Origin of the sequence: Cylindrospermopsis raciborskii Cr2010, assembly GCF_003367075.2 — a bacterium.
In the GTDB taxonomy this organism is placed as follows: Bacteria; Cyanobacteriota; Cyanobacteriia; order Cyanobacteriales; family Nostocaceae; genus Raphidiopsis; species Raphidiopsis raciborskii.
The window spans coordinates 2,500,821-2,525,986 of record NZ_CP065936.1 but is presented as its reverse complement, the minus strand read 5'-3'; the positions used below and the strand labels follow the sequence as shown (position 1 = coordinate 2,525,986).

Genomic DNA, 25,166 nt, shown 5'->3' with positions numbered 1-25,166 from the left:
TGTTAGTTATAAAGGACAAATGAAAGTGAAAATTGCATTTACGACCAGTGATAGAATTCACGTCAATGCCCATTTTGGATGGGCTAAGGAAATTGATGTTTATGAAATTTCCGATCAAGGCTATGAATTTAGGGAGACTCTCAGGTTTGATGGTGAGTTAAAGGAAGATGGCAATGAGGATAAAATTACCCCTAAACTTGAGGCCTTACATGACTGTACTATAGTTTATGTTCTGGCAATTGGTGGTAGTGCGGCCGCTAAACTAATTAAACATGGTGTGACTCCGGTAAAAGCCAAATCTGAAGAGGAAGAAATTGCCGAAATCTTAAATAAACTAGTGCAAACCTTAAAAGGGAATCCTCCACCTTGGTTACGGAAGGCTCTAGGTCAAAAGAAATCTAATTTTTTAGAGGAAGTAGAAAACGAAGCTGCAATATGAGTCAAAATAATAGTGTGAACGGAAATGGTACAGTCTCCCCGTTTTTAAAAACTTTGGTACAACAGATCAGAGCTAGTGATAGCTATGGTTTTTATCGAAATTGGTCTGATGAATTAATTCTCAAACCCTTTGTTGTGACCAAGCAGAACAAAAAACAAATCTCTGTAGAAGGAGAAATCGATCCGGCAACTATTGCTCGAATTAATGCCTTTTTTCGAGCTGTAGCTGCTAGTATTGAGCAAGAAACTGGTATGATTTCTAATGTGGTGATTCAATTAGGTCATGAGGGTTTTGGTTGGGCGCTAGTTTTTTCTGGGCGACTATTGTTGGCTATCAAAACTTTACGAGATGCCCATCGTTTTGGATTTGAATCTCTGGAAAAGTTAAATGAAGAGGGGCAAAACTTTGTCCAAAAAGGAATTGATTTAGCTCAACGTTTTCCACAAGTTGGTAACTTGTAGTTTGAGATTCTCAATAACTTTTCCATAACTACCTATGCTCAGTCTACTAATTACTCATCATCTATTGCAATGACAATTGAAGATCTAAGAAATACAATCAAAAGGCTAAATAGTAAAGCAGGTCAAATGAAAATGGATCTGCATGATTTAGCGGAAGGACTGCCAACAGATTACGAAAAATTGATGACTGTTGCAGCTGAAACCTATGAAATATACAAAGAATTAGATCGGCTAAAACAACAACTAAAAACTATGGAGACAAGTTAATGAATAGAACTATGGAAGAATTTAAACAAATTGTGGATGCGGAGGCATATTTTCAATTTTTTAATCTGGCTTACGATCAACACTTTGTTAATGTTAATCGTCTACATATTTTGAAGAAGTTTTCTCAATTTATGTATGAAATTAATCAAGAATATCCCAATTTAAGTGATTCAGAAAGATTGGAGAAATATAGTACAGCACTGCAACAAGCATATCAAGTTTTTATGGAATCCACACCCCATGAACAAAAACTGTTCAAGGTGTTCAATGATAAACCGAAAAATGTAGTTACTTTAACAGACATTATATCTGATTAGGAGGTATGAATTAATGAGTCTAACGCCTAAGGAATTAGAGCGGTATAGTCGCCAAATGATGCTGCCAAATTTCGGTGAACTAGCTCAAAATCGTCTTAAATCAGCGACGATTCTGGTGACTGGTGTGGGGGGATTAGGTGGTACTGCAGCTCTTTATTTAGCAGTAGCAGGTGTTGGGCGTCTGATTTTAGTTCGTGGTGGTGATTTACGTCTGGATGACATGAATCGCCAGGTTTTAATGACCGATGATTGGGTAGGTAAACCAAGAATTTTTAAGGCGAAGGAAACACTCGAAGCTATTAATCCCGATGTGGAAATTGAAGCAGTTCATGATTATATCACTGCAGAAAATGTAGACTCTTTAGTGCAATCTGCTGATATGGCCCTGGATTGTGCTCACAATTTCAACGAGCGGAATTTACTAAATGCAGCTTGTGTGCGTTGGCGCAAACCAATGGTAGAAGCAGCTATGGATGGAATGGAAGCATACCTAACAACAATTATTCCCGGTGTTACTCCCTGTTTATCCTGTTTGTTTCCAGAAAAACCGGATTGGGATAGACGTGGGTTTTCAGTTTTGGGTGCTGTTTCTGGAACTTTAGCTTGTTTAACTGCTCTGGAAGCTATTAAACTCATTACAGGTTTTAGTCAACCATTGTTGTCAGAACTGCTAACAATTAATTTTTCCAGAATGGAATTTGTTAAGCGTCGTTCCCAGAGGGATCGTAATTGTCCAGTTTGTGGTAACACTGCACCTTGGCGATATTCCCAATCTCAGTCTTTATCTGTTTAAAGATTTATTCCTAAAACTTCATGAACTTGATGATGGAATTGAGAAATAAACCATCAGCCAATCTAAATCTTAGCCAATAGGAAAAAAAATGACTATAACTTTAACCGAAAAGGCGGAATTTCGTTTGCGGGCGTTTTTAAAAACTTCTGCTACCCAAGAAAATCAGTCAGGTGTACGCATTTCTGTAAAAAATGGTGGTTGTAGTGGCTATGAATATGGTATTGAAATCACCAGTCAACCCCAACCTGATGATATTGTTACTAAACAGGGAAATGTGTTGCTTTATATTGATGCTAAAAGTGCGCCCTTGTTAGAAGGGGTGGAAATTGATTTTATTGAAGGAGTCATGGATAGCGGTTTTAAGTTCTCTAATCCAAACGCTACCGATACTTGTGGTTGTGGTAAGTCTTTCAAATCGGGAGATTGTTCACCCAATGGTGTACCTTACAGCTAAAACTATTTGGAATTTGGGAAAAAATAAATAAGGAAACTAGTTCCATCGCATCAGTTTACAACCGTGAACATTCTCCACATTTTTGTCTGGGTAGCATCTACCTAAACTACAAATTCTATTCAATTTTCAGGAGAAAGACTATGGCTACCTATAAAGTCAGATTGGTTAACGAAAAGCAAGGTTTAGATGCTACAATTGACTGTGATGAAGAGACATCAATTGTTGATGCAGCAGCAGAAGCAGATATTGAATTGCCTGTTTCTTGTCACGCTGGTTCTTGCTCTAGTTGTGTGGGCAAAATTATAGAAGGTGAGATTAACCAAGATGATCAAAATTTCTTAGATGATGACCAATTATCTAAGAAGTTTGCCCTATTATGTGTTACCTATCCTCGCTCTAACTGTACAATTAAAACCCATCAAGAAGCAAATCTTGTATAGCTAAGGCGAACCAGAACGCCTACCTAATCATCAACCCTAGCGTTCTGGACCATATACAAGTTAGAAGATTACTCCTATTTCAATTTCTGTGAGTATTTTGACAATGTTTACTCCTTTTACTGTGGTTGGTTGTTCTTTGGAATTACTTCAAACTGGAGAAAAGGGAATTGTTACAGTCTGTCAACCCCAAAATGAAATCATTAAAAAAAAGTTGATTTCAATGGGTATTAGGACAGGAACTAATATCATGGTTGAGCAAAAATTGCCAGTTTTTATTATTAAAGCTGCAAATGTATCTATGACTATAGATAGGGAAACCATGGGAGCTATTTATGTCAGAGTATTACAAAACTTCTCTACCTAAATAGCTCTGCAACGCTTCTGGTACTTTAACTGTTCCATCAGCTTGCTGATAATTCTCTAAAATCGCTGCCATTGTCCTTCCTACAGCTAGTCCGGAACCATTTAGTGTATGTACAAAACGCGTTCCTTTTTTACCAGCCTCTTTAAACCGAATATCTGCTCTCCTAGCTTGAAAGTCAATACAATTAGAACAACTGGAAATCTCTCTATATTTGTTAAAGGATGGCAACCACACCTCTAAATCATAGGTTTTGGTTGCTCCAAACCCTAAATCACCAGTACATAGTTCAATTACTCGGTACGGTAATTTTAAAGACTGTAAAATTGACTCCGCACTCCCTACTAATTTCTCTAATTCCTCAAAAGAAGATTCGGGGCTCACTATCTTTACCAGCTCAACTTTATTGAATTGATGCAGTCTAATTAAACCGCGCATATCCCTACCATAGCTACCAGCTTCTCTTCTAAAACAGGGAGTATATGCAGTATGATAGATTGGTAAATCTTCTTTGTTCAAAATTTCCCCTCTATATAAATTAGTGACGGGAACTTCTGCTGTAGGAATTAACCATAACTCATCCTCTGCACATTTAAAACTCTCTTGGGCAAATTTGGGCAGTTGTCCAGTTCCCGTCAGAGAATCCGTATTTACTAATAAGGGTGGGCTAATCTCAATATAACCGTTTTCTATGTGCTTGCTTAACATAAATTGAATTAGTGCTCGTTCCAAAGCAGCCCCTGCACCTATTAAGTTCACAAACCTACTTTGAGCTATCTTTACTGCTCTTTCAAAGTTTAAGATACCTAACTTTTCTCCTATTTCCCAGTGGGGTAATATATTGGCATTTTGGGGTTTATATTCATCTCCCCATCTTCTAATCTCCGGATTATCATCTTCGCTTTCACCAATGGGGGTACTGTCGCTGGGAAGATTGGGAAGTGCTAATAACAACTGTTCAATTTGCCCTTTTAACTCTTTTTCTCTAGGTTCTAAATCGCTTAGTTTAGTTTTAACCAGATTGCCTTCTTCCTTTAACGAGAGAAGTTCTTCACTTTGAGGACTAATTCCTGTTTTTACCTTTTGACCTACCAGTTTACCAATTTCATTACTTCTAGCTTGCAATTCGTTGCGCTCTAATTCCAACTCCCGTTGTTTTTGGCTTAAATCCAATATGGGCTGAATTTCATATTTACCACCGCGACTATTCAGCTTTTTCTGTATCAGTTGTGGGTTTTCTCTAATCTGTTTAATATCCAGCATTGGTCATCACTCCAAAAAAGATTGAAAAATTTTCGATCAACTATCTTGTGATTCGATTTAGTAAAAACAGTGAACAAACAAGCCCTGCAAAATGAGCTGAAATTGTATTGGTGTTCGCTTGAACAACTAACATATCCAATCCGCTAATCACTCGATTTGGATCAAATAGCTGGGTTGTAACTGCTTGGGGGGAAATTGATCGGGCAACCAATGTGCCTACAATTGCTTGAGCACCTAATAAAGTCACTAAAATACCTCCTAGATTAATCCATACGCCTAGTCTAATCACCTGTACACTCTCTAGTTTTCGTGGACGATTGCTAGGATTGGATGAGTCCAGTTGTTTACCAATTCTTGTATACCTGTAACCTAAATAAATACCCGCACCTAAAACTATTAATCCACATACGGCCAAAAATATGCCAAATCCCGTGCCCGGATTGTTATTAGGACTACCCGGTCTCTGACTAAAAAAGGCATATAGCAATACTATTATCCCAGATATCACACCTAATACTAGTTGTATCCAAAAACTAATCCAACCCGCTAAGCGAAACATCTGGGCGATCGCTCTTATATTAGTGGATTGCATTTCCAAGTCCTTCGTCATATTTAAATAATTCCCATAGTAGGATCAATAAACTCTTTAAGAAACTTCTATAAAAGTCAATAGATCTAGTAGCTTATCTCTTAGTGACTATCAAAAATCCCACTTGACTGGTTTGACTCCAGAATAGATCAACAATCATTAATAATAAATAGGTGGGATTCATTTAAAAAAATAAAAGTCATGGATACTGCTATCATTCCATCCACCTTTCTCCTCACCTTGTTATTGCTTGTGGGGTTGTTTTTCTTTATTCGTGCTTCCACCAAAGATCGCACTGAACAAGCAAAAATAGCCTCTGAAGACGATGAAACCATCCTGATGGGTCAACTCAAGGACTATTTCCAATCCCGTGCTTATCGAGTGGTTTCCGCAGATCCAGAAAAAAAGGAAGTCATTTTCGAGGGCTTTGTCCAACCTAGTTGGTTTTTAGCTGTGTTTCTGACTGTTTTAGCTGCTCTAGGTCTTGCTTGTCTAGGACTAGTTTTAGCCCAGCTTTTTTCCAGTCAGAATCCATTTTTTTTGGTTTTAGTAGCACCATTAAGTGGTATATTCTACTGGCGCCAATCCGGAAGAATTGAGAAGGTATTACTCAAAATGGAGTTTTGCCAAAATGAACAACACCCCTCAAGTATAATCACTGTCACTGCTCACCGAGATGAACTCGCGGAGTTAAAAAGGGCTTTACAAGTAAAAGCTTTACAAGTAAAAATTGTCGATGTGATAACCTAACACCCTGACACCAATTACCTACTTCCAACCGGAAAACAGAGAGCACATAACAAACTTTGTATTAATGGTCTTACTAAGAAATCAACTTAACTCAGTTATTTTAGTAACATACCCTTCGCTTGATTTTGTTGTCACTCTCTGCTGTACCAGGTTTAATTATCCAATTGATTAGCACCACTGTCAGTTCGGCCACAAACTAAAAAAAAATTGAATTTTTGCGTCAACTGTTCAATTTTGCCAGTTAATTGATTTTGGGGTCAGAAGTAAGAAGTTGAATGCGTAAAAAAACCATTCCAGAACCTAGCGATTTGCCAGATTCACTAGTTGTTCTGCACTAGCTGGAGTTTCCAACATTCTCAAGCTAGGGAATAAAAAATGGTTCTCTTCTACGTATTGAGCACCAAACAGACCCTTTTCCGCCCAAAAATAACGGTCTGTGGTGTGTTCGTTCCTTTTTACTAATAGCAAGGCAGGAGGCAAGATACCTTCAGCGTGAATAAACTTTCTCGCTGCTGTCACTGGTTTGTCTTCGCCGCTTTCTATGCTGTACTGAGGCACATTTTCCAGAATCCGTCGTCCTTCCTGACGACGACGGCTTTTTCTTTTACGTCTCCTTGCCAACTTATTGTCCTCCTCTTTCAAGCTAGAAGATTGTAGTCACAGCTACAAAACTCGTGGTAATTATATACGGGTTGCCAGAAAAAATCAATGGTTTTTAACCTTTCGATACATCTCTATCAATCTATTCCTCAACTGGGATCAATTACTCAGTAATTTTAAAATAACTTGTGTATATTAAATATTAATAAATACGCAAATCGTAGTAGTTAAGGTGTTATATGATAGCTGAAGTAATATTAAAATAGTAATAAAATAATAAATGGTGATAAATTCACTTCACTTAACAATTAGGAATTAGAATAGGTAACGGATACCAATAAACAAGATGGCAAAAGGGCGCCCATTGATAAAACATAACTAGCTTACACACATAACCTCTAAATTCTAATTTCTGTTATAGCTTTAGCCAAAATGCTTACAAAATAGTTGATAGGCATCCGTAGCATTTATACACTTATTCAGTGAATTTCAAAAAATGTTAATGTCTGCCAGTTCTGATTTTATTGCTCTATGTCAAGAGCAAGTATCACTGTTAACCCAGGGACTGGGAGCGTCTTCAAGTGTAGTCTACTTAACACAGGAACTGGTAGACCACCCCAGTGGAGAAGGGTTATTAATTCCCGTTCTGGTTTATCCAGAAGCTTCTCGATTAAATTATTCCCAGGACGTGGGTAGAATAAAAGTTAACAACCTCAAATTTGGCAATTTAGAAAATTTGAGCGACTCTAGTTATGTGTTGTCATTACCAGATCAAAAACTGTTAGCACCAAGATTAGACTATATTCCCTCATCTCCCCAATCAACTGGTGCTTATACTAGTGATTATAATAAGTCCCTTAACTTAGAAGATAAATATCTATTTGGACAGTACCAAATTGTATTACCCCTGGTACATGAAGGTTTAATGGTGGGACTGCTTTTGACAGCAAGGGAAGATCGTCAGTGGAAACAAGTGGAAGAAGAAGAAGTTCGCCGCATAGCTACAACTTTAGCGATCGCCTGTATATTGGATCAGCGTCAAGTTTGGTTACAACACCAACTACAGCAGGAAAAAGCCTTACAAAAGGAGCAGGGGGACTTACTAGATAATCTTTTACATCAGTTTCGTAATCCTCTGACTGCTATTCGTACTTTTGGTAAACTTCTTTTAAAAAGATTAAGATCTAATGATACTAATAGGGAAGTAGCCATAAATATTATCAACCAAAGCGATCGCCTGCAGGAGTTATTGCAAAACTTTGATCAGGTTTTAGACTCAAAAAACAGAGACACAACAGCTATTCCCACACTAGGATTAGCACTTACAGTGGAAGCATCTCCCCAGAAAACAGCTCCGCTGTTGTTGCCAGGAACGGGAGAAGAGCCTACTAGTTGTCATTTAAAAGATATACTACTACCCCTACTAGCATCTGCACAAGTCCTAGCTCAGGAAAAAACTATTCAACTTTTAATAGACATTCCCAACCATTTACCACCAGTAAAAGCCAATATTAAGGCACTCACAGAGGTTTTCAGTAACATCATAGATAATGCCATAAAATATACCCCTGTGGGTGGAAAAATCTCCATTCAGTCTCTACAAAAAAATACAGACTTTCAGGGTATAGCTATTAGCGATACAGGTCCGGGTATACCCAAAGAGGATCTGGATCGTTTGGGTGAAAGAAATTACAGAGGAGTACAAGCTAATACTGACATTCCCGGCACAGGTTTAGGAATGGCGATCGCCAAACAACTGATAGCACAAATGCAGGGAGAAATAGAGGTTTTCAGCCCTGCAGTAGAATTTGATAGCGCATCCTCTTCTCTTCCGGGAACCAGCTTTATTGTTTGGTTACCTCAATTACCACATCTTTTGAATCAACATCCTTTATAGGGGAGTTAGTTTTAGCTTTAGAAGACTTCCAGCCCTCAATAACCAATTTAGACACTTCCGATACCAATAATGTTAATAAAACCAAGTCATCAATTTGACCAACAACAGGGATAAAATCGGGGGCAATATCAATGGGACTAACCAAATAAACAATAGTTCCCATAATTACCCACCAGCGGTACTTAGGTTTACGGATCAAACTGCCATACCAAGAGTAAAGTGATTGTACGGAAAAGCTCATATTTTTTTCCAGAATTTAGTGGTTAAGAAAAATGTTCTAGCATAATTGCTATATTTAGTGTAGTGAGGAGACTGGAAAAGTGGATATTTTAGATTTGTTCAAGAAAGGCGGTCCAGCCATGTGGCCGCTGTTAGTACTGTCCGTACTATCTCTAAGTGTAATCTTTGAGCGTTTGTGGTTTTGGCTACGAATTTTGAGCCAAGAAAAACAAGTAGTAGAAAGAGTGCTAGATGCTGCAATAGATAGCTGGGAAATAGCCACAGAAATTGCCCAAAAAGCCACTGATCAGCCCATAGGTCGTTTTCTATACGCCCCACTGCGGTTGCAAAAAAGTGATGCTGAAACCTTTAAACTAGCCTTGGAGTCTACAGCAGCAGAAGAAATAGCAGGAATGAGAAGGGGAGAAAAACTTCTAGAATCTGTAATCGCGCTTTCACCACTCTTAGGATTATTAGGTACGGTTTTAGGTTTAATTCAATCCTTGCGAGCAATTAAAATTGGTGATCTGGGTACAGAATCTACAGCGGGTGTCACCACAGGTATTGGTGAGTCCTTAATTAGCACTGCTTCTGGTTTGATAGTTGCCATTGTCACCTTAGTGTTTTATCGTCTATTTCAATCCTTTGCGGTTAATCAAGTGAAAGTGTTTAATAAAGCTGGCAATGATTTAGAGTTGTTGTATCGTCAATCTCCACCTGAGTCTAAGAAAAGAGAATTTGTTTTCATTACAGAAGAATCTCCAGTGGAAGAAGAGTTGACTCACCCTGTTGAAAATCCTGTGACCAGTTCAGAATCAGAGCCAGAAAATGAAAGTTAACCTGCATACCCCCATTGAAGAAGTTCAGATTCAAATTATTCCTTTGATTGATGTTGTTTTTTGCATCCTGACTTTTTTCCTATTAGCAGCACTGCAATTTACCAGACAGCAGGCAATTAATGTTGATTTACCCAAAGCTACCACAGGTACTACCTCCGCTGCTAGTTCCCAGCCAAGTAACATTTTACCAGTTACTATTGATGCTGTAGGTAAAACTTACATTGAAAAGGATCCGGTGACCAGGGAACAATTGGAAGTGCGATTAAAACAGTATATTACTGGAAATCCCCAGGGTATTTTAGTTCTGAATGCTTCTCGCACAGCTACCTATAATGATGTGGTTCAAACATTAGATTTACTCAGACAAGTGGGGGGAAACCGAGTGTCCTTGGGAATTATCCCCGGAGCTTCTCAACCGGTGATTGATTCACTAAACCTTCCTGGGACTCCGATTGTACCACCACTAAATTTACCCACGGTTCCTGGTGCTGATCCTGGGTTGAATCCACCAAGTGCCCTTCCCACACCACCAACTGCTGGGAATTCTCCCCCTATTACTATTCACCAAACACCTGTACCCCAAAGGTAAGATGTGATTTTTAAAAACCTATTTTTTGCTTCCCTGAAACTCTTTATTAGATTGTAAACCAAACGAGTTCAGGGGAGTTTTCTTATTTTGAGATTCCCCACGCATAAACGCGGGGAATTTCAGCGTCAATGACGCCCCTAATTATTCATTAGTTGGAGCCAGAGGAGGATTACCAGAGTTCTGCTGACGCTGGTCACGCTTTTTCCTGTCCGCAGCCAGCATGTCCGCCATAACTGTTAGTGCTTGTTCCATCTTATCAAGATTAGAACGATATAAGTCTAAATCCTTATTTAGTTTATCCTCAGACAATTTTAAACCTTGAGCAATAACTGCAATAGTTTGATTGCGCTGAGTTTCATCCTTGACAAATTCAGGATCTGACAATTCCAATAGGGAGAATAAACCAATAGCCAACAAACGACTGTATTTAAAATTAGGATTTTGGGCTATAGCTTGTAGTTCCGCTTGCAGATTAGCATCTTGATCCAATGGGGTAGTTTGACTGCACCAAGCAATTAAGTCTTTTACAGAAAAAGAGCTAGCTATAGCCTTGAGCTTGGCTGCATCCTGGTGATACACCTGGGGATCCTGCTCCACAGCACAAATGATGGCATTAAAAATAGATACTAGATCCTCGGATGGTTGGTAGCCCTGCATAAAGCGGTCAAAAGTTGTGACAACCCCTAAGGCATAGATTGAATTGTAGCTAAAATCTACATTGACTGACAGCAAGTGCATCTCTACCATCAATTCCTCTACTACCCGACGGTAAATAGTGTTGATGGGGCGGGTATGACGGCTATAGAAAGTTCGCTTTGTATCAGAGACAGTACGGAAGTTATTCACAAGGAAAATGTTAAGGGCAATGTATTGTTATTTCCTATTCTAACAAAAAGCCGTCCTTTCTTAGATTCAGTTGTGCATTCAAAAAGGAATAGTAAAAGCTTCCTCTTCTGTTTCACAGATTTCAAACACAGTATCCATCATGGTGACCTCAAAAACGAGTTTTGCATCTGGATGAATATTACAAATGCGAAAAGTTCTATTTAACTTGTTTGCATCACGCATTCCAGCTACCAAGGAAGTTAAACCAGAGCTATCAATAAAATCTACTCCTCCCAAATTCACCACTAGATGACAAGTCTTCTTACTAATACACTCCTGTAACTTTAATCTAAATTCCCAAGCAGTTGTAATATCAAGGCGACCCGCTGGTGCTAAAACAATTACAGTTTCATCGCTTTTAGTCTGATAGCTTTTTTCTTGTATAGAGAGCATATTTGTTAATATTCTTGTCTAATAGTTTTAGCAGTTTTTACCAATTGAGGCTGGAATATTAAAAAGCTGCTGTCTTGCTGCCATATTATTATACCAGCCCATACCAATGCTACATACACTCAATGACTAGATTGTAACTTCCAATTGAGCCAGTCTTGGGGTTTGAGGAAAGTTTCATACAATTCGGACTCGGGAGAATTTGGTTGTGGTTGATAGCCATACTCCCAGCGAACCAAAGGAGGTAGGGACATTAAAATGGACTCCGTGCGTCCATTAGTTTGTAGTCCAAAAATCGTACCTCGGTCATAAACTAGGTTAAATTCTACATATCTACCTCTACGGTACAATTGGAAACTACGCTGGCGATCGCCATATTCCGTATTTCGGCGACGTTGCACAATAGGTGCATAAGCTGGGATAAATGCTTGACCACAGTCTTGGATTAGAGAAAACACTTGTTCCCAGGTACGACGGGGTAGCGGTGTCAAATTTCGACTGTAGTTAGCAGCTTCCCCCTGGGAATCAGGACCTCGATAAATATCACCCTGTCCATCCTGATAATCTAAAAATATGCCTCCCACACCTCTGGTTTCACCCCGATGTTTAAGATAGAAATATTCGTCGCACCAGCGTTTAAACACTGGGTAGTAATCTACATGATGTTTATCACAAGCATTTTTAAGAGTTTGATGAAAATGAATAGGATCTTCAGCAAAAGGGTAGTAAGGAGTTAAATCAGCACCACCGCCAAACCACCATACCGGACCTGCTTCAAAGTAACGATAGTTCAAATGAACAGTAGGTATGTATGGGTTACGCGGATGTAAAACTAAGGAAGTACCAGTAGCATAGAAGCCATGTCCTGCAGCTTCTGGGCGCTGAACTAAAATAGATGGTGGCAGCTGATCGCCCCAAACCTGGGAAAAATTAACACCAGCTTGTTCAAAAACTGCCCCTTCACGCAAGACGCGGGAACGCCCACCACCACCTTCTATACGCTCCCAGGAGTCTTCAGTAAATTTGCTCCCACCATCCAATAGTTCTAACTCAGTAGTAATTTTATCTTGTAGTTGTTTCATGAACTGACTGGCTCTAGTTTGAGAGTCAGGGGGGGGAAGAAATTTGGATAATTCTGCTGAGAGAGTGGGGGTTTGCGAGTTAGTCAACATAGATTCCCGAACCTAAAGATTACAATTTTTACAGAAGTTGGAAGTTTTACGTCAATCAAAACGACAAATCGTTTGGGAAAATTATATCAGAAACTATATCAGAATAAATTAAGTTCACCCAGGTGAGAAAAGGGCCGATTGTGCATATTCAGATGCTTCCCATGTTCTACAATGAAATGGAAAATGAAAATGTGTCTAGGATGCACCGCTGACCATTAAACAGACAAATTGTAGATAGGAGAGATAAGAGTGCAAGATTGGTTATCCAAATTCCTCCACCGTAAGCATCGTCGAGTTTGCGTTTCCCTAATGAGAACCTATCGACAAATCAGCTCTGCTTCCGTAGATCAATTGTGGTTCAAGGTGTCAGATCTCACAGACTTTTCCTGGCATCCCTTGTTTAAAAGCACTAATGTACCCCTAGGTTTAGTGCCCAAGCCAGGATTAATATTTCAGGCAGTGTCAAGATTTTGGCCAGTTCCTATTCATATTTTCGTAGAACGGGTAAATCCTAAACAACTGCTAAGCGTTCGTATTTTGGCAGTTCCTGGTATAGAAGAAAGAGTAACTTATCAAATAGAGTCTACTCTCTGTGGTAGTTATTTATCCTATTCAGTGGACTTACGTGGTTGGTTATCCCCGATAATTTGGTCATTGTTTGGTTCATATATAGATCGGGTGGCACGCTGTTTAGTAGAAGCAGCGGAAATGTCCCAGGGATCTAATGTTTAACTATTAACCACAGAAGGTTAAGATTTAAATTAGTAAAAATTAAAGTCTTTTAAATTTGATTAAGGCGGGTATTTATGTCCAATCTCCTCAATTCCCAGTCAGTGCTGGAAGTGTTGCGTCCAGTAGAAGACCCAGAACTTCGCAAAAGTTTGGTGGAACTAAATATGATTCGCAACGTAAAAATTGATGGTGGCAAAGTTAGCTTTACTTTAGTCTTGACTACTCCCGCTTGCCCATTACGAGAATTTATTGTAGAAGATTGTAAAAAAGCTATTCGTAATTTACCAGGTGTTACAGATATAACAGTCGAGGTAACAGCGGAAATACCCCAACAGAAATCTCTACCGGACAGGACTGGTATCCAGGGAGTAAAAAATATAATTGCTGTTTCTAGTGGTAAAGGTGGAGTTGGTAAAAGCACTATAGCTGTCAATGTGGCTGTGGCTTTAGCACAAGCAGGTTCTAAAGTGGGTTTATTAGATGCTGACATTTACGGTCCTAATGACCCAACTATGTTAGGTTTAGCAGATGCAGAAATTGCCGTGCGCTCCTCAGAGAACGGGGAAATCCTGGAACCAGCTTTTAATTACGGTGTGAAGTTAGTATCCATGGGCTTTTTAATAGACCGGGATCAGCCAGTTGTTTGGCGTGGTCCCATGCTCAATGGTGTGATTCGTCAGTTCCTATATCAGGTTGCATGGGGTGAAATTGACTATTTAATCGTGGATATGCCACCTGGAACGGGAGATGCCCAATTAACCCTAAGTCAAGCAGTGCCTATATCAGGTGCAGTGATTGTTACCACACCTCAAACCGTAGCTTTGTTGGACTCCCGCAAGGGTTTACGGATGTTCCAACAGATGAATGTCCCCGTGTTGGGAATTGTGGAAAATATGAGTTATTTTATCCCTCCGGATCAACAGGATAAACAATATGACATCTTTGGTTCCGGTGGTGGTTCTAAAACAGCTGCAGAATTGCAAGTACCACTTTTGGGGCGTGTACCTTTGGAAATGTCTATCAGAATTGGTGGAGATAATGGTATACCTGTGGTCATTTCTCACCCAGACTCAGTTTCCGCTCAGTCCCTGAAGGCGATCGCCCAGGGGATCGCTGCTAAGGTTTCTATAGCAGCTCTAACATGATTAGTGTTAACATCTACTGTTTATTAGTATAATGTTATTAAAACGTTCAACTCGAAAATTTACTTGGCATTCTTGGATAAAACCATGGCAACAAATGGACTGGTTGCTATTATGTCTACCTTTGGTAGCTAGTGTATTTGGCGGGTTGATGATATTTAGTACAGAAAGAAATCAACCTGTTACTGATTGGTGGTGGCATTGGCTGATTACCGGTATTGGGTTGATTATAGCCTTGTGCATATCTCGGTTTCGGTATGAAAAACTAATAGAATGGCATTGGTTCACCTACGGGTTGACTACTTTCAGCCTAATTTTAGTGATGATAGTCGGGACAAGTGCTAAAGGAGCTCAAAGATGGATCAGCGTTTTAGGGTTTAATGTACAACCTTCGGAATTTGCTAAAATAGGGATTATTATCACCCTAGCAGCTCTCTTACACAAGCGCACAGCTTCTAGTCTGGACAATTTTTTTCGAGCTTTAGCATTTACAGGAGTTCCCTGGTTACTAGTGTTTTTACAACCAGACCTAGCTACCTCACTAGTATTCGCCTCCATAGTGATAGGAATGCTTTACTGGGCGGATGCTAACCCTGCTTGGTTAATCCTGATGGGTTCCCCAGTAATATCTGCTATTTTGTTTAGTATCTCTTGGCCCCTACCTCAACCAATTATACTCTTTAAAGAACTCATTTTTAGTCCCCTGGGAGTACTCTGGGCGATCGCCATGGGAGTTTTAGGGTGGTTAAATTTACCCTGGCGGAAATTTAACATTGGTGCGATCACCAGTTTTAGTTTAAACATGTTAGGTGGTGAACTGGGGGTTTTTGCCTGGAATCATGTCTTAAAAGAATATCAAAAAAACCGACTGACTGTGTTTATGAACCCTGACCACGACCCCCTAGGAGCTGGCTATCACCTGGTGCAATCCCGCATTGCTATTGGTGCAGGGGAAGTGTGGGGATGGGGATTATTTAAAGGTCCAATGACTCAATTAAACTTTGTTCCCGAGCAGCACACAGATTTTATCTTTTCCGCAGTTGGGGAGGAATTTGGTTTTATTGGTTGTTTAATAGTCTTATCCCTGTACTGTTTAATTTGCCTGCGGTTGCTCCATGTGGCCAAAACTGCCAAAGATAATTTTGGCTCCCTAATAGCTATTGGTGTATTGTCAATGATTGTATTTCAACTGATTGTCAACGTTGGTATGACTCTGGGTTTAGCACCGGTGGCGGGTATACCCTTACCCTGGATGAGCTATGGACGTTCAGCAATGTTGACTAACTTTATCAGTCTAGGAATAGTGGAATCTGTAGCCATTTTCCGTCAGCAACAAAAATACTACTAAATTGATCTTCCCCCCCCCAATACCCAATAGTTTAGGATTACTATATGATCAAGCTAACAACAAAATTTGAGGATAAAAACATGATTCTACCTGGAGCTACTGTTCGCGTCAAAAATACTGCAGACACTTATTATCGTTATGAAGGACTTGTACAACGGGTTAGCGATGGTAAAGTTGCCGTTCTTTTTGAAGGAGGTAACTGGGATAAAATTATCACCTTTCGCCTTCCGGAATTAGAAGTAGTGGAAACTATACCTACAAAAAAAGGAAAATGACCATGAAGTTTGGGTGGGGATTTTATACTCACGATTGTCACCCCCCCTCTTCTCTTATACCAGTATCAACATGTTTTTACCTTTACCACAGTTTGCCACAGAAGATCGTCATCCTGACCACATTGCTGAGGTAATTGAAACCAGCTCTACCGAGTTTCTGGCTCAGTGTTTGGATCCGGAAGATTTAAGATTTCCCCTAATGCCAGCTTTTGGTAGCTGGATTTCCGCCTTTGATGAAGAATCCGATAATCAAATATATGCTGTAGTATACTATGCCACTACTGCTCCCATAGACAGTGTGCACCGGGCGCGGGCCCTGGGGTTGTCCCTAAAAAATTTACGTCAGGAACAACCCCAAATATTTGCCATGTTGAAAACAGAATTTAAAGCTGCTATTGTTGGTTTTGAGGCACCATCGGACATATCTACTCAAAGACAAATGTATCACTATTTACCTCAACGTCCACCTCAAATTCATCAGGCAGTGTATAAGTGTAGACCAGAATCTATACTTAGATTTACGGACAATATGGATTTTCTGCGAACCTTACTGTTAGTTCCCGGAGCACCAGTAGAATCATTAGTTGCATCCGCGATTCGTGAAGTTTATAAATTACGTAAGTTAGACAGAGAATGGCTTGTAAAAGCCTGTCGCTACCTAAGTTTACTTTTAAAGGACGATTATGATCAATTAAGATTTATTCTTGGTCAGATCCATCCCTAGTTAGAACGAACAGTTAGAACCGAACAAATTTGGCTGGCACACTTCTCAATTTGCAACCAGCATGAATATCCTATAGGAGTAATAATAATCAAACAACCATGAGAATTTTAGTCACTGGTGGAGCGGGTTTTATAGGTTCTCATCTTATAGACCGTCTAATGTCCAACAATCATGAAGTTATATGCCTTGATAACTTCTACACAGGAAGTAAACAAAATTTGCTGTCATGGTTAAATAATCCTAGATTTGAAATTATTCGTCATGATATTACCGAACCAATTCGCTTAGAAGTAGATCAAGTTTATCATTTAGCCTGTCCCGCATCCCCAGTACATTACCAATACAACCCCATTAAAACCGTCAAGACAAATGTAATGGGAACTTTGAATATGTTAGGTTTAGCCAAGAGAGTCAAAGCTAGATTTTTATTGGCATCTACTAGCGAAGTTTATGGAGATCCAGAAATCCATCCCCAAACGGAAGACTATCGTGGTAGTGTAAATCCCATCGGGATTCGTTCCTGTTATGACGAAGGTAAAAGGGTTGCTGAAACATTAACATTTGACTATCACCGAGAAAATAAAGTAGATGTTCGGGTAGCTAGAATTTTTAACACTTATGGACCAAGGATGTTAGAAAACGATGGTCGGGTGGTTAGTAATTTTGTAGTTCAAGCTTTGAGGGGTAATCCCCTAACTGTATATGGGGAAGGTCAACAAACTCGGAGTTTCTGCTATGTTTCAGACCTAGTAGAAGGTTTAATTAAATTAATGAATGGTGATTACACTGGTCCTGTCAACCTAGGAAATCCAGAAGAATACACAATTTTAGAACTGGCCCAGACAATACAAAACATGATTAATCCAGAGGTGCAAATTAAATTTACACCCCTACCCGCAGATGATCCCCGTCGTCGTCGTCCCGATATCACCAGGGCCAAAACCTGGTTAAATTGGGAACCAACAATTTCTCTACAAACCGGGTTAAAGATGACTGTGGAAGACTTCTACTCCCGTATTCATGCTAATGACTAAAAATATTGAATTATACAAAAATTAGAAAAAATTAGGAGTTGAAAGATGCGCGTTTGTGTAATTGGAACCGGTTACGTAGGGTTAGTAACGGGAGCCTGTCTAGCACACATTGGACATGATGTTATTTGTATAGATAACAACGAAGAAAAAATTAAAATGATGAAGTCTGGACAATCGCCAATTTTTGAGCCAGGACTATCGGAAATTATGCAATCTGCCATAAATAGCGGTAATATTCATTTTTCAGCAGATTTAGTCGCAGGAGTGGCCCATGGGGAAATTCTGTTTATTGCAGTGGGAACACCTCCCTTACCAAATGGTGAAAGTGATACTAGATATGTAGAAGCAGTAGCTCGTGGTATTGGAGCAAGTTTGAATGATGGTTATAAGGTGATTGTGAATAAATCTACCGTACCTATTGGTTCTGGTGATTGGGTACGAATGATTGTGCTAGATGGCCTTGCTGAACGCCAAGCATCCTTGGTAGAAGGAGTAAATTCCCCTGAGTTTGATGTGGTTAGCAATCCAGAGTTTTTACGGGAAGGTTCGGCAATTTATGATACTTTTAACCCAGACCGAATTGTTCTAGGAGGAAGTAGTCCAGAAGCTATTGGTATGATGAAAGAACTCTACGCCCCAATTATAGAAAGAAAATTTGCCGTGGACAAATCCTTACCACCCATACCCTTGTTGGTGACGGATTTGAGTTCAGCTGAAATGGTAAAATACGCGGCAAATGCCTTTTTAGCCACTAAGATTAGCTTTATTAATGAAGTAGCAAATATTTGCGATCGCGTAGGTGCGGATGTTACTCAAGTAGCAAAAGGCATAGGTTTAGATTCCCGCATTGGCAGCAAATTTTTACAAGCTGGAATTGGTTGGGGTGGTTCTTGTTTTCCTAAGGATATATCAGCTCTAATTCACACTGCTGATGACTATGGTTATGATACCCAAATACTCAAAGCTGCGGTAAGTGTAAATGAAAGACAACGGGTAATTGCCATAGAAAAATTGCAACAGGCGTTAAAAATTCTCAAAGGTAAAACCGTAGGACTGATGGGTCTAACCTTTAAACCAGATACGGATGATTTACGGGATGCCCCTGCGCTTAAACTTATACAGGAGCTAAATCGTTTAGGCGCAAAAGTAAAAGCTTACGACCCGGTCATTTCCCAATCTGGTATGCGCCATGGTCTTTCCGGGGTGTTAGTGGAAACCGATGTTGAAAGATTGGCAGATGGTTGTGATGCTTTAGTGCTAGTAACAGAGTGGCAAGAATTTATCAGCTTGGACTATGGAAAAATGGCGAAACTGATGAAACATGCTGTAATGATTGATGGCAGAAATTTTCTAGAACCAAAAATGTTGATTAACGCTGGTTTCCAATATTTAGGTATTGGTAGATAAGGTTGGAGAATCGCTTGCTGATTGTTGATAAACATCCTTACTACGACCTAGGGCAAAGCGTAGTGATTGGAATACCCCATGATTAGATTGGGAAATGAAGATTAAAATAGCTAGGAGGGTTAAACTGAAACTAAGACCAAAAACATGACGATAACTAGTGGATTGGGCTATGTAACCCACTACTGGACCAGCTATACCCAGTCCCAGATCAAATCCCGTCAGAGATACACTGAAAATGCGCCCTCGTTCATGGGGTAGGGCTCTATCAGTCATCATAGCAGAAATCATGGGAATGGCAATACCAGAAGCAGCACCCTCCACAATTGCTCCCAATAGGAGAATTGGAGAACTGTTGGCTTGCCAAATAATTAGCATAGCTATGCTATAAGCGATTAAACTAAGAGTGACAAATAAACCCCTACCATATTTGTCTGAAGCTCTACCCACAAATAATCTAATAACAAAGCTGGAAATGGCTGCAGCAGCGAAAAATAAGCCAGCGTTTAAATCAACTCCTATTGATTTAATATACAGAGCGATAAAGGTGTGTATGGTACCAATAGAAAAACCTATCATCAATAATATAATTGTTGGGACACGAACTCGAGGACTAATTAAAATTCCCCAGAAATCATCCCCTGTTTCTTGTTTGTTATTTTTCCATGTGGGGGGATTGGTTATAGGAATCACACAGATTAAACCTAAACCAGCTAGTAAACCGGAGAAAATAAATAATGGGGTGTAACCCGCTATGGCTTGTAAATATCCACCCAGTGCAGGACCAACTGCTACCCCAATGGGATTAACTAAGCTCATATACCCAATAATTTCGCCACGACGGTCATTCGGGGCTAAATCCGATACTAGTGCGATATAGGCTGTAGCAAATGCTGCAATGCTTATACCATGAAAGGCTCTAATTAGCATCAATCCCACTAGGGATTTTACCGCTAAATAACCTAGGGGGGCAATTGTTGCTACTACCATACCAATTAGTAAAACCAGCTTTCTCCCCTGACGGTCTGCTAATTTTCCTACCTGGGGACGAAACACCAACACTCCCACAGCAAAGCTACCCATAACAATACCAATTTGTTGCTTTGTTGAACCTAGAGACTCTATGTATAATGGCAATGTGGGCAATAAAGACGCTAAAGCTGACCAAAATAACAAACCACATGTAAAGATTACTACTAAGTTTTTCCTCAAGTCAGGATCTAAGCTGGGGGAATTTCTCACGCTGAACACTACCTAAATAAATAATAGTCATTTATTAAGTATATGTTAAGATGGGCGATCGCTCTGGATTATTTGGAGAATGTGAGGTTCAAGATGAAAGAAAACAAAAAAGCCAAATGGAAAAATCCCAGAATGGTCATTTATGCTATTATCACCATAGTCGTTGTTAGTATTATAGGTTTATTTTTGGGTCAGATAGCGACTGCAACTGTTAGAATCACGGACATAGAGTTTCTTGGTGTAGCCACTTTACCCACGGGATATACCTTTCAAAATACTCAAGTAGGTGGACTCTCGGGAATTACTTATGATGTTGAGAACGATCTTTACTATGTTGTTTCCGATGATCGGGGACAAAAAGGACCACCCCGGTTCTATAACTTCAAAATTGACCTAAGTAAAGGGAAGTTAGACCAAAGTAAAGTGTTACCCGTAGGTGTTACAACTCTACTAGATGAAAACAATCAAAAATTTGCCCTTGGGGGAATTGATCCCGAGGGTATTGCAGTGACAAAAAAATCCACCGTCTTTATTTCTTCGGAGGGGGATGTCAGTGAATCAATCAATCCTTTTATTCATGAATTTTCTCTAGCTTCAGGGAACGCAATCAATAGTCTACCCATACCAGAGAAATTTTTACCCGATGGCAAAAATCAACGGGGTGTACGTAATAATTTAGCCTTTGAAAGTCTGACAATCACACCCAACAATCAAATGCTATTTACAGCTACAGAAAACGCCCTAGTTCAAGATGGTGAAGCTGCTAAACCTAACTTTGGTACTCCATGTCGAATTCTACAATATAATCTCAGTTATAATCAACCGCAAAAAGAATTTCTTTACCCGATGGAACCAGTTACACCCCTATTTAACTTCACGGGTAGATTCGATAGTGGACTGTCGGATTTAGTAGCTTTAGATAATAGAGGAAACTTTCTTAGTTTAGAAAGAAGTTTTACTGGTTTGGGCTTTGCAGTTTCCCTCTTTGAAGTATCTTTAAACAATGCTGATGATATTCATAATATCCCCAATCTTGCAACTGTTGACATGAGCAAAATCAAACCAGTTGAGAAAAAATTACTTCTAGATTTACAAACCCTACCCCTACCCTTGGATAATATAGAGGGACTAACTATCGGACCCAAATTATCCGATGGCAGTATTTCCCTAATTTTGGTGAGTGATAACAACTTTAATAGACTACAAACCACCCAAATATTAGCATTAAAGCTGAAAAAAGAATCCCCCTTAAAAAAACTACTACGTCAGTTGGGATTGACCTAGTGACCAAAATTGAAAAGTAGTTGGAAAGTAATTGGAAAAAGTTTGAACTATTTCCAATTAATCACACCCTTAGGAAAGTTGATTTTTCAATTTCTCTAAAGCTGACCAACGTCTATCAACTGAACTTTCATTAACCCCAGTAGCTATAATTCCCGGACAATTTGAGTTACATAACTGGCGTTGAGGAATAGCTAAGCACATCTGTTCATATAGCCATTCACCGGGATCAAAATAACCATCAGGCGCAATGGTTTCTACCAAATCCTCCATAGCAACTTCCCTTTCTAAAGGTAAATCTTCTACCGGACTAGAATTAGTGTCAAACCAAATAATTTCTTTAGTCTTAATAGCTAACCTCTGATTATATTGTTGTAAACATCGGTTACAGCTACAAGTAATTATAGATTCTGCTTTACCAGAAACTTCTAAGTAATTACCATGGTGTTGCAAACGAACAACACCACGCACGGGTGTTAAAGTTTCCAGCTCCGGTAGAAATTCATCAACCTGAATCTCTTCTGTACACTGCGGAGCTTTAGTTAGTTGTGGCAGAAAAATAGCATCCATGATACTTATGAATACACTTCAATATTTACCCAATTTTAGCTTGAATAATCAGGATTAGCTGAAGATTCAGTGGCTAAACGAATCACCAGATTGCGACTAGGTTCTCGACCACGACTAAAGGTTTCCAAATCTGGAAACTCCTTCAAGAAGCTGTGAACTTGTCGTCTCTCGGCGGAATTTAGTGATCTAATTTCTACCTCCCTTCCAGAAAAGCGCACTTCCTCAGCTGCAGTTTTCACCAAAGTACTGATTTCTGCTTGTCTTAGAACACGATAACGATTTAACTCAATGATATAGGATATTTGTTCCTGTTCCTGGTGATTTAAGTTCAATACAGAATTAGCCAAGGACTGTATAGCATCTAAAACAGATCCGCTAGAACCTATCAATACCCGTATCTGTTCGGGCATTAAATTAGAGTCATCAATTGTCAACCAGTAGCTATTTGGTTCCAGGGGAGCTGTTTCTAAAGTTGGTGCAGCACCCAATTGACTGTAAACATTAGTAGAGATTCCAGCTAACTGCAGCAATTGTTTTAACCACTGTTCACTGTGCTGCATAGAAATGTCACTCATAAATCGGGTTACTTAGGTTTTAGATTCTTTGTTATTGGGCTGTTTTTTCTTAGAACCCTTTGGTTCAAAGGGTAGGGTTTTGACTTCTACCGTTGCTGCTTGTTTTTCTTTTTCCTGAATTGCTACAATTTTTTGGAGTTCTTCTGGTAAAGGTTCCCGAGACAGAATATAGGTCTGGAGAGTTTGAAAAACATTACCAATTACCATGTACATAAGTACACCTGCAGGTAAAGGAAAGAACAAAAACATCCCAGAAAAAATTACAGGAGTGATTTTATTGACGGTTTCCTGTTGAGGGTTACCACCACTGGAGTTTTGCCCAGACAGCATTTGGCTAAAGTATAAGCTAATGCCAAAGAAAATAATCATACCCACGATGTCCCAGTGAATATTGCCATCGGGATCAATTGCTCCCACCCTACCCAACGCATCAATAAACAAAAATCCACTATTGGCAGCTAGTCCAGGAATTGTGCCTTGAATTGTCACGTCTCCTGGTTCCAGAGCTTCAACATTACCATCGAGATCAATTTTGATGCGGTCTTCTCCCTTAATGATTTTCCATTCAGGAGTCAACTTTGTTTGAGGATATTCCACCAAGAGTGCATCAAAGGGTTTGCCCTCCATAGTTTGATATTGGATCTTGGTTTTTTCCCCTACTGCCAATTTATTGCCACCAGGAAGAATGGCAGTGATTTGAGTGTGCACACCATCTGCAACGTAAATGTTTTGAGGAGGAGTAGCAAAAGCCTGAGGTTGAATCCGTTCAATTTGTTCTGAGGGTACAATTTGTAGGTTAACTGAGTAATTAGCACCAGCAAATGGCGAACCCCTGAGAGTAGCAAACAAAGCCAACAACACTGGCATTTGTAACAGCAGTGGCAAACACCCAGCTAAGGGATTGCCAAATTCCTTTTGGACATTTACCATTTCCTCTTGCTGTTTTTGCGGATCATCTTTATAGCGCTCTTTTATTTCCGCCATCCGCTTTTGCATCACAGGTTGTACTATTCGCATGCGACGCATACTGCGAATAGACCCAGCACTCAGGGGGTAGAGTGCGAACCGAATGATTAGTGTTAAAGCCACAATTGCCAGTCCATAGCTGGGGAAAACGCCATAGAAAAAGTCTATGATTGGCAACATGACATTGTTCGAGAGAAACCCAATACCAAAATCCATTATTCTCAATCCAACCCAAAGTAATGTAAACGTAAACTGAATCTAATTTATCTAAATTGTGATTTACTGGCGACTATCACCAGCTACGGATAGCCGCACCTACAAGATAATAGGTAGATCAAGAGGGGTTAGAAGTATATTGAGGATTCTTAGCGGCAACCCTATCATTGATATATTCATAAACCTCTCGAAAGTTGGGAATAGCCCTAATTTCCAAACGACTACCGTTTTTCAGGGTTAACACCATGTCACCCCATAGACCAACGCCACGAGGGACTTTCACCACCTTCACAACTTCTGAATAAATCACATCAGTGCGATTTTGTCCCATCCAACCACCCATCACAGCAACTCGCCGATCAGTGATCTTAAAACGCAACCACAAAGCTCTAATAATCGCCCCAATGGTCAATGGCAAGCCAACTATAGTCAAGCCAATTAGTAGATTGAGAATTAAATCCCCAATGTGGGGACCACCTTCATAATAAACTTCCTCACGAATGCCCATTTATCACCTCAGCTTTTACCAACAACTGCTCTAATTCTCGCAGAAATTGTTGGCTTATGCACTCCCATTCTCCTGTCTTTGGCTTGACAATTACCACCAGTCGCCATCCTTTGGATAACTTCGGTAATAATTGGTACAAAACACCCGTAATTTGTCTTTTGATACGGTTGCGAACCACTGCTCTTTTGCTAACTTTAGTGCTAATAGAAATACCAATTTTAGTATTAGGTAAGTTTTCACAGGTATTAGCAGGTATATTTATAGAAGAGGAGTGCAGGTGAGTTGGAGATAGGGGTTTTAAAGCTCTCAGGGTGAAATGAGAGCTATGACACCGGACTCCTTCCCGGAAAACTGCCTGGAAGTCGCCACGGGATTTTAGTCTGTATGCTTTTGGCAACGGCACAATAGGTTTGTGTTAGCTAGG

33 protein-coding genes are annotated in these 25,166 nt (G+C 39.7%); 20 read left to right on the top strand and 13 right to left on the bottom strand.

Features of this window, described 5'->3' with window-relative positions; translation table 11 throughout:
- Window positions 1–19: 19 nt before the first annotated feature.
- The 8 genes from nifX (at window position 20) to C6N34_RS11515 (ending at window position 3,535) form a co-directional block, all read left to right on the top strand.
- Window positions 20–439 carry a nitrogen fixation protein NifX gene (gene nifX, locus C6N34_RS11550; RefSeq protein WP_006278573.1) on the top strand — a complete coding sequence of 140 codons (420 nt, stop codon included), beginning with the start codon at window positions 20–22 and terminating at the stop codon, window positions 437–439.
- A complete protein-coding gene (locus C6N34_RS11545) occupies window positions 436–900 on the top strand; it encodes a NifX-associated nitrogen fixation protein (protein WP_057177529.1) in 465 nt (154 codons plus the stop codon). The genes nifX and C6N34_RS11545 overlap by 4 nt, the downstream gene beginning before the upstream one ends.
- Before the next feature lie 69 nt (window positions 901–969).
- Complete coding sequence (locus C6N34_RS11540; RefSeq protein WP_006278571.1) at window positions 970–1,167, top strand: CCE_0567 family metalloprotein; 198 nt, start codon at window positions 970–972, stop codon at window positions 1,165–1,167.
- Entirely contained in the window at window positions 1,167–1,484 is a 318-nt protein-coding gene (nifW, locus tag C6N34_RS11535; RefSeq protein ID WP_006278570.1) for a nitrogenase-stabilizing/protective protein NifW, read from the top strand. Before C6N34_RS11540 ends, nifW begins: the two co-directional genes overlap by 1 nt.
- A gap of 13 nt (window positions 1,485–1,497) precedes the next feature.
- Window positions 1,498–2,277 carry a HesA/MoeB/ThiF family protein gene (locus C6N34_RS11530; RefSeq protein WP_006278569.1) on the top strand — a complete coding sequence of 260 codons (780 nt, stop codon included), beginning with the start codon at window positions 1,498–1,500 and terminating at the stop codon, window positions 2,275–2,277.
- 88 nt (window positions 2,278–2,365) lie between these two features.
- Window positions 2,366–2,731 carry a HesB/IscA family protein gene (locus tag C6N34_RS11525; protein ID WP_057177528.1) on the top strand — a complete coding sequence of 122 codons (366 nt, stop codon included), beginning with the start codon at window positions 2,366–2,368 and terminating at the stop codon, window positions 2,729–2,731.
- Window positions 2,732–2,871: 140 nt separating this feature from the next.
- Entirely contained in the window at window positions 2,872–3,171 is a 300-nt protein-coding gene (locus C6N34_RS11520; protein WP_006278567.1) for a 2Fe-2S iron-sulfur cluster-binding protein, read from the top strand.
- A gap of 103 nt (window positions 3,172–3,274) precedes the next feature.
- Window positions 3,275–3,535, top strand: coding sequence for a FeoA family protein (locus tag C6N34_RS11515; RefSeq protein ID WP_057177527.1), 261 nt, complete (start codon window positions 3,275–3,277; stop codon window positions 3,533–3,535).
- Here C6N34_RS11515 and serS read toward each other — a convergent pair.
- On the bottom strand, window positions 3,515–4,795 hold the full coding sequence (gene serS / locus C6N34_RS11510) for a serine--tRNA ligase (protein ID WP_006278565.1): 1,281 nt from the start codon (window positions 4,793–4,795) through the stop codon (window positions 3,515–3,517). The genes C6N34_RS11515 and serS overlap by 21 nt on opposite strands.
- Before the next feature lie 40 nt (window positions 4,796–4,835).
- The gene (locus C6N34_RS11505) at window positions 4,836–5,405 is read right to left on the bottom strand and encodes a DUF3611 family protein (protein ID WP_006278564.1); all 570 of its coding nucleotides are present in this window, start codon (window positions 5,403–5,405) and stop codon (window positions 4,836–4,838) included.
- 180 nt (window positions 5,406–5,585) lie between these two features.
- On the opposite strand from C6N34_RS11505, the gene C6N34_RS11500 reads away from it, so the two are divergent.
- Window positions 5,586–6,134: a cofactor assembly of complex C subunit B gene (locus tag C6N34_RS11500; RefSeq protein WP_115538754.1), complete on the top strand. Its 549-nt coding sequence runs from the start codon at window positions 5,586–5,588 to the stop codon at window positions 6,132–6,134.
- A gap of 300 nt (window positions 6,135–6,434) precedes the next feature.
- Here C6N34_RS11500 and C6N34_RS11495 read toward each other — a convergent pair whose 3' ends face one another.
- Window positions 6,435–6,755 carry a DUF3155 domain-containing protein gene (locus C6N34_RS11495; RefSeq protein WP_006278562.1) on the bottom strand — a complete coding sequence of 107 codons (321 nt, stop codon included), beginning with the start codon at window positions 6,753–6,755 and terminating at the stop codon, window positions 6,435–6,437.
- A 475-nt stretch (window positions 6,756–7,230) separates the two neighbouring features.
- Here C6N34_RS11495 and C6N34_RS11490 point away from each other — a divergent pair, with 475 nt between their 5' ends.
- Window positions 7,231–8,631, top strand: coding sequence for a sensor histidine kinase (locus C6N34_RS11490; RefSeq protein WP_115538755.1), 1,401 nt, complete (start codon window positions 7,231–7,233; stop codon window positions 8,629–8,631).
- On the opposite strand, the gene C6N34_RS11485 is transcribed toward C6N34_RS11490, so the two are convergent.
- The gene (locus C6N34_RS11485) at window positions 8,579–8,872 is read right to left on the bottom strand and encodes a YkvA family protein (RefSeq protein WP_057177524.1); all 294 of its coding nucleotides are present in this window, start codon (window positions 8,870–8,872) and stop codon (window positions 8,579–8,581) included. The two genes, C6N34_RS11490 and C6N34_RS11485, sit on opposite strands and share 53 nt — an antisense overlap.
- Window positions 8,873–8,951: 79 nt before the next feature.
- Here C6N34_RS11485 and C6N34_RS11480 point away from each other — a divergent pair, with 79 nt between their 5' ends.
- Entirely contained in the window at window positions 8,952–9,689 is a 738-nt protein-coding gene (locus C6N34_RS11480) for a MotA/TolQ/ExbB proton channel family protein (RefSeq protein WP_115538756.1), read from the top strand.
- On the top strand, window positions 9,679–10,278 hold the full coding sequence (locus C6N34_RS11475; protein WP_115538757.1) for an ExbD/TolR family protein: 600 nt from the start codon (window positions 9,679–9,681) through the stop codon (window positions 10,276–10,278). Before C6N34_RS11480 ends, C6N34_RS11475 begins: the two co-directional genes overlap by 11 nt.
- 141 nt (window positions 10,279–10,419) lie before the next feature.
- Here C6N34_RS11475 and psb29 read toward each other — a convergent pair whose 3' ends face one another.
- The 3 genes from psb29 to hemF form a co-directional block, all read right to left on the bottom strand.
- The gene (psb29, locus tag C6N34_RS11470; RefSeq protein WP_115538758.1) at window positions 10,420–11,124 is read right to left on the bottom strand and encodes a photosystem II biogenesis protein Psp29; all 705 of its coding nucleotides are present in this window, start codon (window positions 11,122–11,124) and stop codon (window positions 10,420–10,422) included.
- 78 nt (window positions 11,125–11,202) lie between these two features.
- A complete protein-coding gene (locus C6N34_RS11465) occupies window positions 11,203–11,556 on the bottom strand; it encodes an STAS domain-containing protein (protein WP_115538759.1) in 354 nt (117 codons plus the stop codon).
- Window positions 11,557–11,675: 119 nt separating this feature from the next.
- The gene (gene hemF / locus C6N34_RS11460; protein ID WP_006278555.1) at window positions 11,676–12,725 is read right to left on the bottom strand and encodes an oxygen-dependent coproporphyrinogen oxidase; all 1,050 of its coding nucleotides are present in this window, start codon (window positions 12,723–12,725) and stop codon (window positions 11,676–11,678) included.
- Between the two features lie 249 nt (window positions 12,726–12,974).
- Here hemF and C6N34_RS11455 point away from each other — a divergent pair, with 249 nt between their 5' ends.
- The 7 genes from C6N34_RS11455 (at window position 12,975) to C6N34_RS11425 (ending at window position 19,387) form a co-directional block, all read left to right on the top strand.
- Window positions 12,975–13,457, top strand: coding sequence for a hypothetical protein (locus C6N34_RS11455; RefSeq protein ID WP_006278554.1), 483 nt, complete (start codon window positions 12,975–12,977; stop codon window positions 13,455–13,457).
- Window positions 13,458–13,531: 74 nt separating this feature from the next.
- Window positions 13,532–14,602: an Mrp/NBP35 family ATP-binding protein gene (locus C6N34_RS11450; protein WP_057177519.1), complete on the top strand. Its 1,071-nt coding sequence runs from the start codon at window positions 13,532–13,534 to the stop codon at window positions 14,600–14,602.
- Between the two features lie 31 nt (window positions 14,603–14,633).
- A complete protein-coding gene (rodA, locus tag C6N34_RS11445; protein ID WP_115538760.1) occupies window positions 14,634–15,947 on the top strand; it encodes a rod shape-determining protein RodA in 1,314 nt (437 codons plus the stop codon).
- An 80-nt stretch (window positions 15,948–16,027) separates the two neighbouring features.
- The gene (locus C6N34_RS11440; RefSeq protein WP_040009990.1) at window positions 16,028–16,222 is read left to right on the top strand and encodes an NAD(P)H dehydrogenase subunit NdhS; all 195 of its coding nucleotides are present in this window, start codon (window positions 16,028–16,030) and stop codon (window positions 16,220–16,222) included.
- A gap of 70 nt (window positions 16,223–16,292) precedes the next feature.
- Window positions 16,293–16,946, top strand: a complete 654-nt coding sequence (locus tag C6N34_RS11435) for an HAS-barrel domain-containing protein (protein ID WP_057177595.1) — start codon at window positions 16,293–16,295, stop codon at window positions 16,944–16,946.
- Between the two features lie 98 nt (window positions 16,947–17,044).
- Window positions 17,045–17,980 carry a UDP-glucuronic acid decarboxylase family protein gene (locus C6N34_RS11430; RefSeq protein ID WP_057177517.1) on the top strand — a complete coding sequence of 312 codons (936 nt, stop codon included), beginning with the start codon at window positions 17,045–17,047 and terminating at the stop codon, window positions 17,978–17,980.
- 45 nt (window positions 17,981–18,025) lie between these two features.
- Window positions 18,026–19,387, top strand: coding sequence for a UDP-glucose dehydrogenase family protein (locus tag C6N34_RS11425; protein WP_057177516.1), 1,362 nt, complete (start codon window positions 18,026–18,028; stop codon window positions 19,385–19,387).
- Here the strand turns inward: C6N34_RS11425 and C6N34_RS11420 are convergent.
- Window positions 19,370–20,626 carry an MFS transporter gene (locus C6N34_RS11420; protein ID WP_115538761.1) on the bottom strand — a complete coding sequence of 419 codons (1,257 nt, stop codon included), beginning with the start codon at window positions 20,624–20,626 and terminating at the stop codon, window positions 19,370–19,372. The two genes, C6N34_RS11425 and C6N34_RS11420, sit on opposite strands and share 18 nt — an antisense overlap.
- 93 nt (window positions 20,627–20,719) lie before the next feature.
- Here C6N34_RS11420 and C6N34_RS11415 point away from each other — a divergent pair, with 93 nt between their 5' ends.
- Entirely contained in the window at window positions 20,720–21,910 is a 1,191-nt protein-coding gene (locus C6N34_RS11415; RefSeq protein WP_006278546.1) for an esterase-like activity of phytase family protein, read from the top strand.
- Between the two features lie 69 nt (window positions 21,911–21,979).
- On the opposite strand, the gene C6N34_RS11410 is transcribed toward C6N34_RS11415, so the two are convergent.
- From C6N34_RS11410 to rnpA, 5 genes are all read right to left on the bottom strand, one after another.
- Window positions 21,980–22,477 (bottom strand): YceD family protein, encoded by a 498-nt coding sequence (locus C6N34_RS11410; RefSeq protein WP_006278545.1) that lies wholly within the window; start codon window positions 22,475–22,477, stop codon window positions 21,980–21,982.
- A 35-nt stretch (window positions 22,478–22,512) separates the two neighbouring features.
- Window positions 22,513–23,052, bottom strand: a complete 540-nt coding sequence (locus C6N34_RS11405) for a Jag family protein (protein WP_115538762.1) — start codon at window positions 23,050–23,052, stop codon at window positions 22,513–22,515.
- Between the two features lie 12 nt (window positions 23,053–23,064).
- Entirely contained in the window at window positions 23,065–24,234 is a 1,170-nt protein-coding gene (gene yidC / locus C6N34_RS11400; protein ID WP_115538763.1) for a membrane protein insertase YidC, read from the bottom strand.
- A 118-nt stretch (window positions 24,235–24,352) separates the two neighbouring features.
- Window positions 24,353–24,742 carry a PH domain-containing protein gene (locus C6N34_RS11395; protein ID WP_006278542.1) on the bottom strand — a complete coding sequence of 130 codons (390 nt, stop codon included), beginning with the start codon at window positions 24,740–24,742 and terminating at the stop codon, window positions 24,353–24,355.
- Complete coding sequence (rnpA, locus tag C6N34_RS11390; protein ID WP_006278541.1) at window positions 24,729–25,145, bottom strand: ribonuclease P protein component; 417 nt, start codon at window positions 25,143–25,145, stop codon at window positions 24,729–24,731. Before rnpA ends, C6N34_RS11395 begins: the two co-directional genes overlap by 14 nt.
- Window positions 25,146–25,166 lie beyond the last annotated feature (21 nt).

Bases quoted from the DNA above. Each gene is read 5' to 3' on its own strand.
- C6N34_RS11540 (WP_006278571.1), top strand. From the start codon at position 970: ATGACAATTGAAGATCTAAGAAATACAATCAAAAGGCTAAATAGTAAA.
- C6N34_RS11425 (WP_057177516.1), top strand. From the start codon at position 18,026: ATGCGCGTTTGTGTAATTGGAACCGGTTACGTAGGGTTAGTAACGGGA.
- C6N34_RS11500 (WP_115538754.1), top strand. From the start codon at position 5,586: ATGGATACTGCTATCATTCCATCCACCTTTCTCCTCACCTTGTTATTG.
- C6N34_RS11450 (WP_057177519.1), top strand. From the start codon at position 13,532: ATGTCCAATCTCCTCAATTCCCAGTCAGTGCTGGAAGTGTTGCGTCCA.
- rodA (WP_115538760.1), top strand. From the start codon at position 14,634: ATGTTATTAAAACGTTCAACTCGAAAATTTACTTGGCATTCTTGGATA.
- C6N34_RS11435 (WP_057177595.1), top strand. From the start codon at position 16,293: ATGTTTTTACCTTTACCACAGTTTGCCACAGAAGATCGTCATCCTGAC.
- nifX (WP_006278573.1), top strand. From the start codon at position 20: ATGAAAGTGAAAATTGCATTTACGACCAGTGATAGAATTCACGTCAAT.
- C6N34_RS11490 (WP_115538755.1), top strand. From the start codon at position 7,231: ATGTTAATGTCTGCCAGTTCTGATTTTATTGCTCTATGTCAAGAGCAA.
- C6N34_RS11395 (WP_006278542.1), bottom strand. From the start codon at position 24,742: ATGGGCATTCGTGAGGAAGTTTATTATGAAGGTGGTCCCCACATTGGG.
- C6N34_RS11515 (WP_057177527.1), top strand. From the start codon at position 3,275: ATGTTTACTCCTTTTACTGTGGTTGGTTGTTCTTTGGAATTACTTCAA.
- C6N34_RS11415 (WP_006278546.1), top strand. From the start codon at position 20,720: ATGAAAGAAAACAAAAAAGCCAAATGGAAAAATCCCAGAATGGTCATT.
- C6N34_RS11475 (WP_115538757.1), top strand. From the start codon at position 9,679: ATGAAAGTTAACCTGCATACCCCCATTGAAGAAGTTCAGATTCAAATT.
- C6N34_RS11440 (WP_040009990.1), top strand. From the start codon at position 16,028: ATGATTCTACCTGGAGCTACTGTTCGCGTCAAAAATACTGCAGACACT.
- C6N34_RS11465 (WP_115538759.1), bottom strand. From the start codon at position 11,556: ATGCTCTCTATACAAGAAAAAAGCTATCAGACTAAAAGCGATGAAACT.
- C6N34_RS11410 (WP_006278545.1), bottom strand. From the start codon at position 22,477: ATGGATGCTATTTTTCTGCCACAACTAACTAAAGCTCCGCAGTGTACA.
- nifW (WP_006278570.1), top strand. From the start codon at position 1,167: ATGAATAGAACTATGGAAGAATTTAAACAAATTGTGGATGCGGAGGCA.
- serS (WP_006278565.1), bottom strand. From the start codon at position 4,795: ATGCTGGATATTAAACAGATTAGAGAAAACCCACAACTGATACAGAAA.
- C6N34_RS11545 (WP_057177529.1), top strand. From the start codon at position 436: ATGAGTCAAAATAATAGTGTGAACGGAAATGGTACAGTCTCCCCGTTT.
- C6N34_RS11405 (WP_115538762.1), bottom strand. From the start codon at position 23,052: ATGAGTGACATTTCTATGCAGCACAGTGAACAGTGGTTAAAACAATTG.
- C6N34_RS11485 (WP_057177524.1), bottom strand. From the start codon at position 8,872: ATGAGCTTTTCCGTACAATCACTTTACTCTTGGTATGGCAGTTTGATC.
- C6N34_RS11430 (WP_057177517.1), top strand. From the start codon at position 17,045: ATGAGAATTTTAGTCACTGGTGGAGCGGGTTTTATAGGTTCTCATCTT.
- C6N34_RS11525 (WP_057177528.1), top strand. From the start codon at position 2,366: ATGACTATAACTTTAACCGAAAAGGCGGAATTTCGTTTGCGGGCGTTT.
- C6N34_RS11505 (WP_006278564.1), bottom strand. From the start codon at position 5,405: ATGACGAAGGACTTGGAAATGCAATCCACTAATATAAGAGCGATCGCC.
- yidC (WP_115538763.1), bottom strand. From the start codon at position 24,234: ATGGATTTTGGTATTGGGTTTCTCTCGAACAATGTCATGTTGCCAATC.
- C6N34_RS11520 (WP_006278567.1), top strand. From the start codon at position 2,872: ATGGCTACCTATAAAGTCAGATTGGTTAACGAAAAGCAAGGTTTAGAT.
- C6N34_RS11530 (WP_006278569.1), top strand. From the start codon at position 1,498: ATGAGTCTAACGCCTAAGGAATTAGAGCGGTATAGTCGCCAAATGATG.
- hemF (WP_006278555.1), bottom strand. From the start codon at position 12,725: ATGTTGACTAACTCGCAAACCCCCACTCTCTCAGCAGAATTATCCAAA.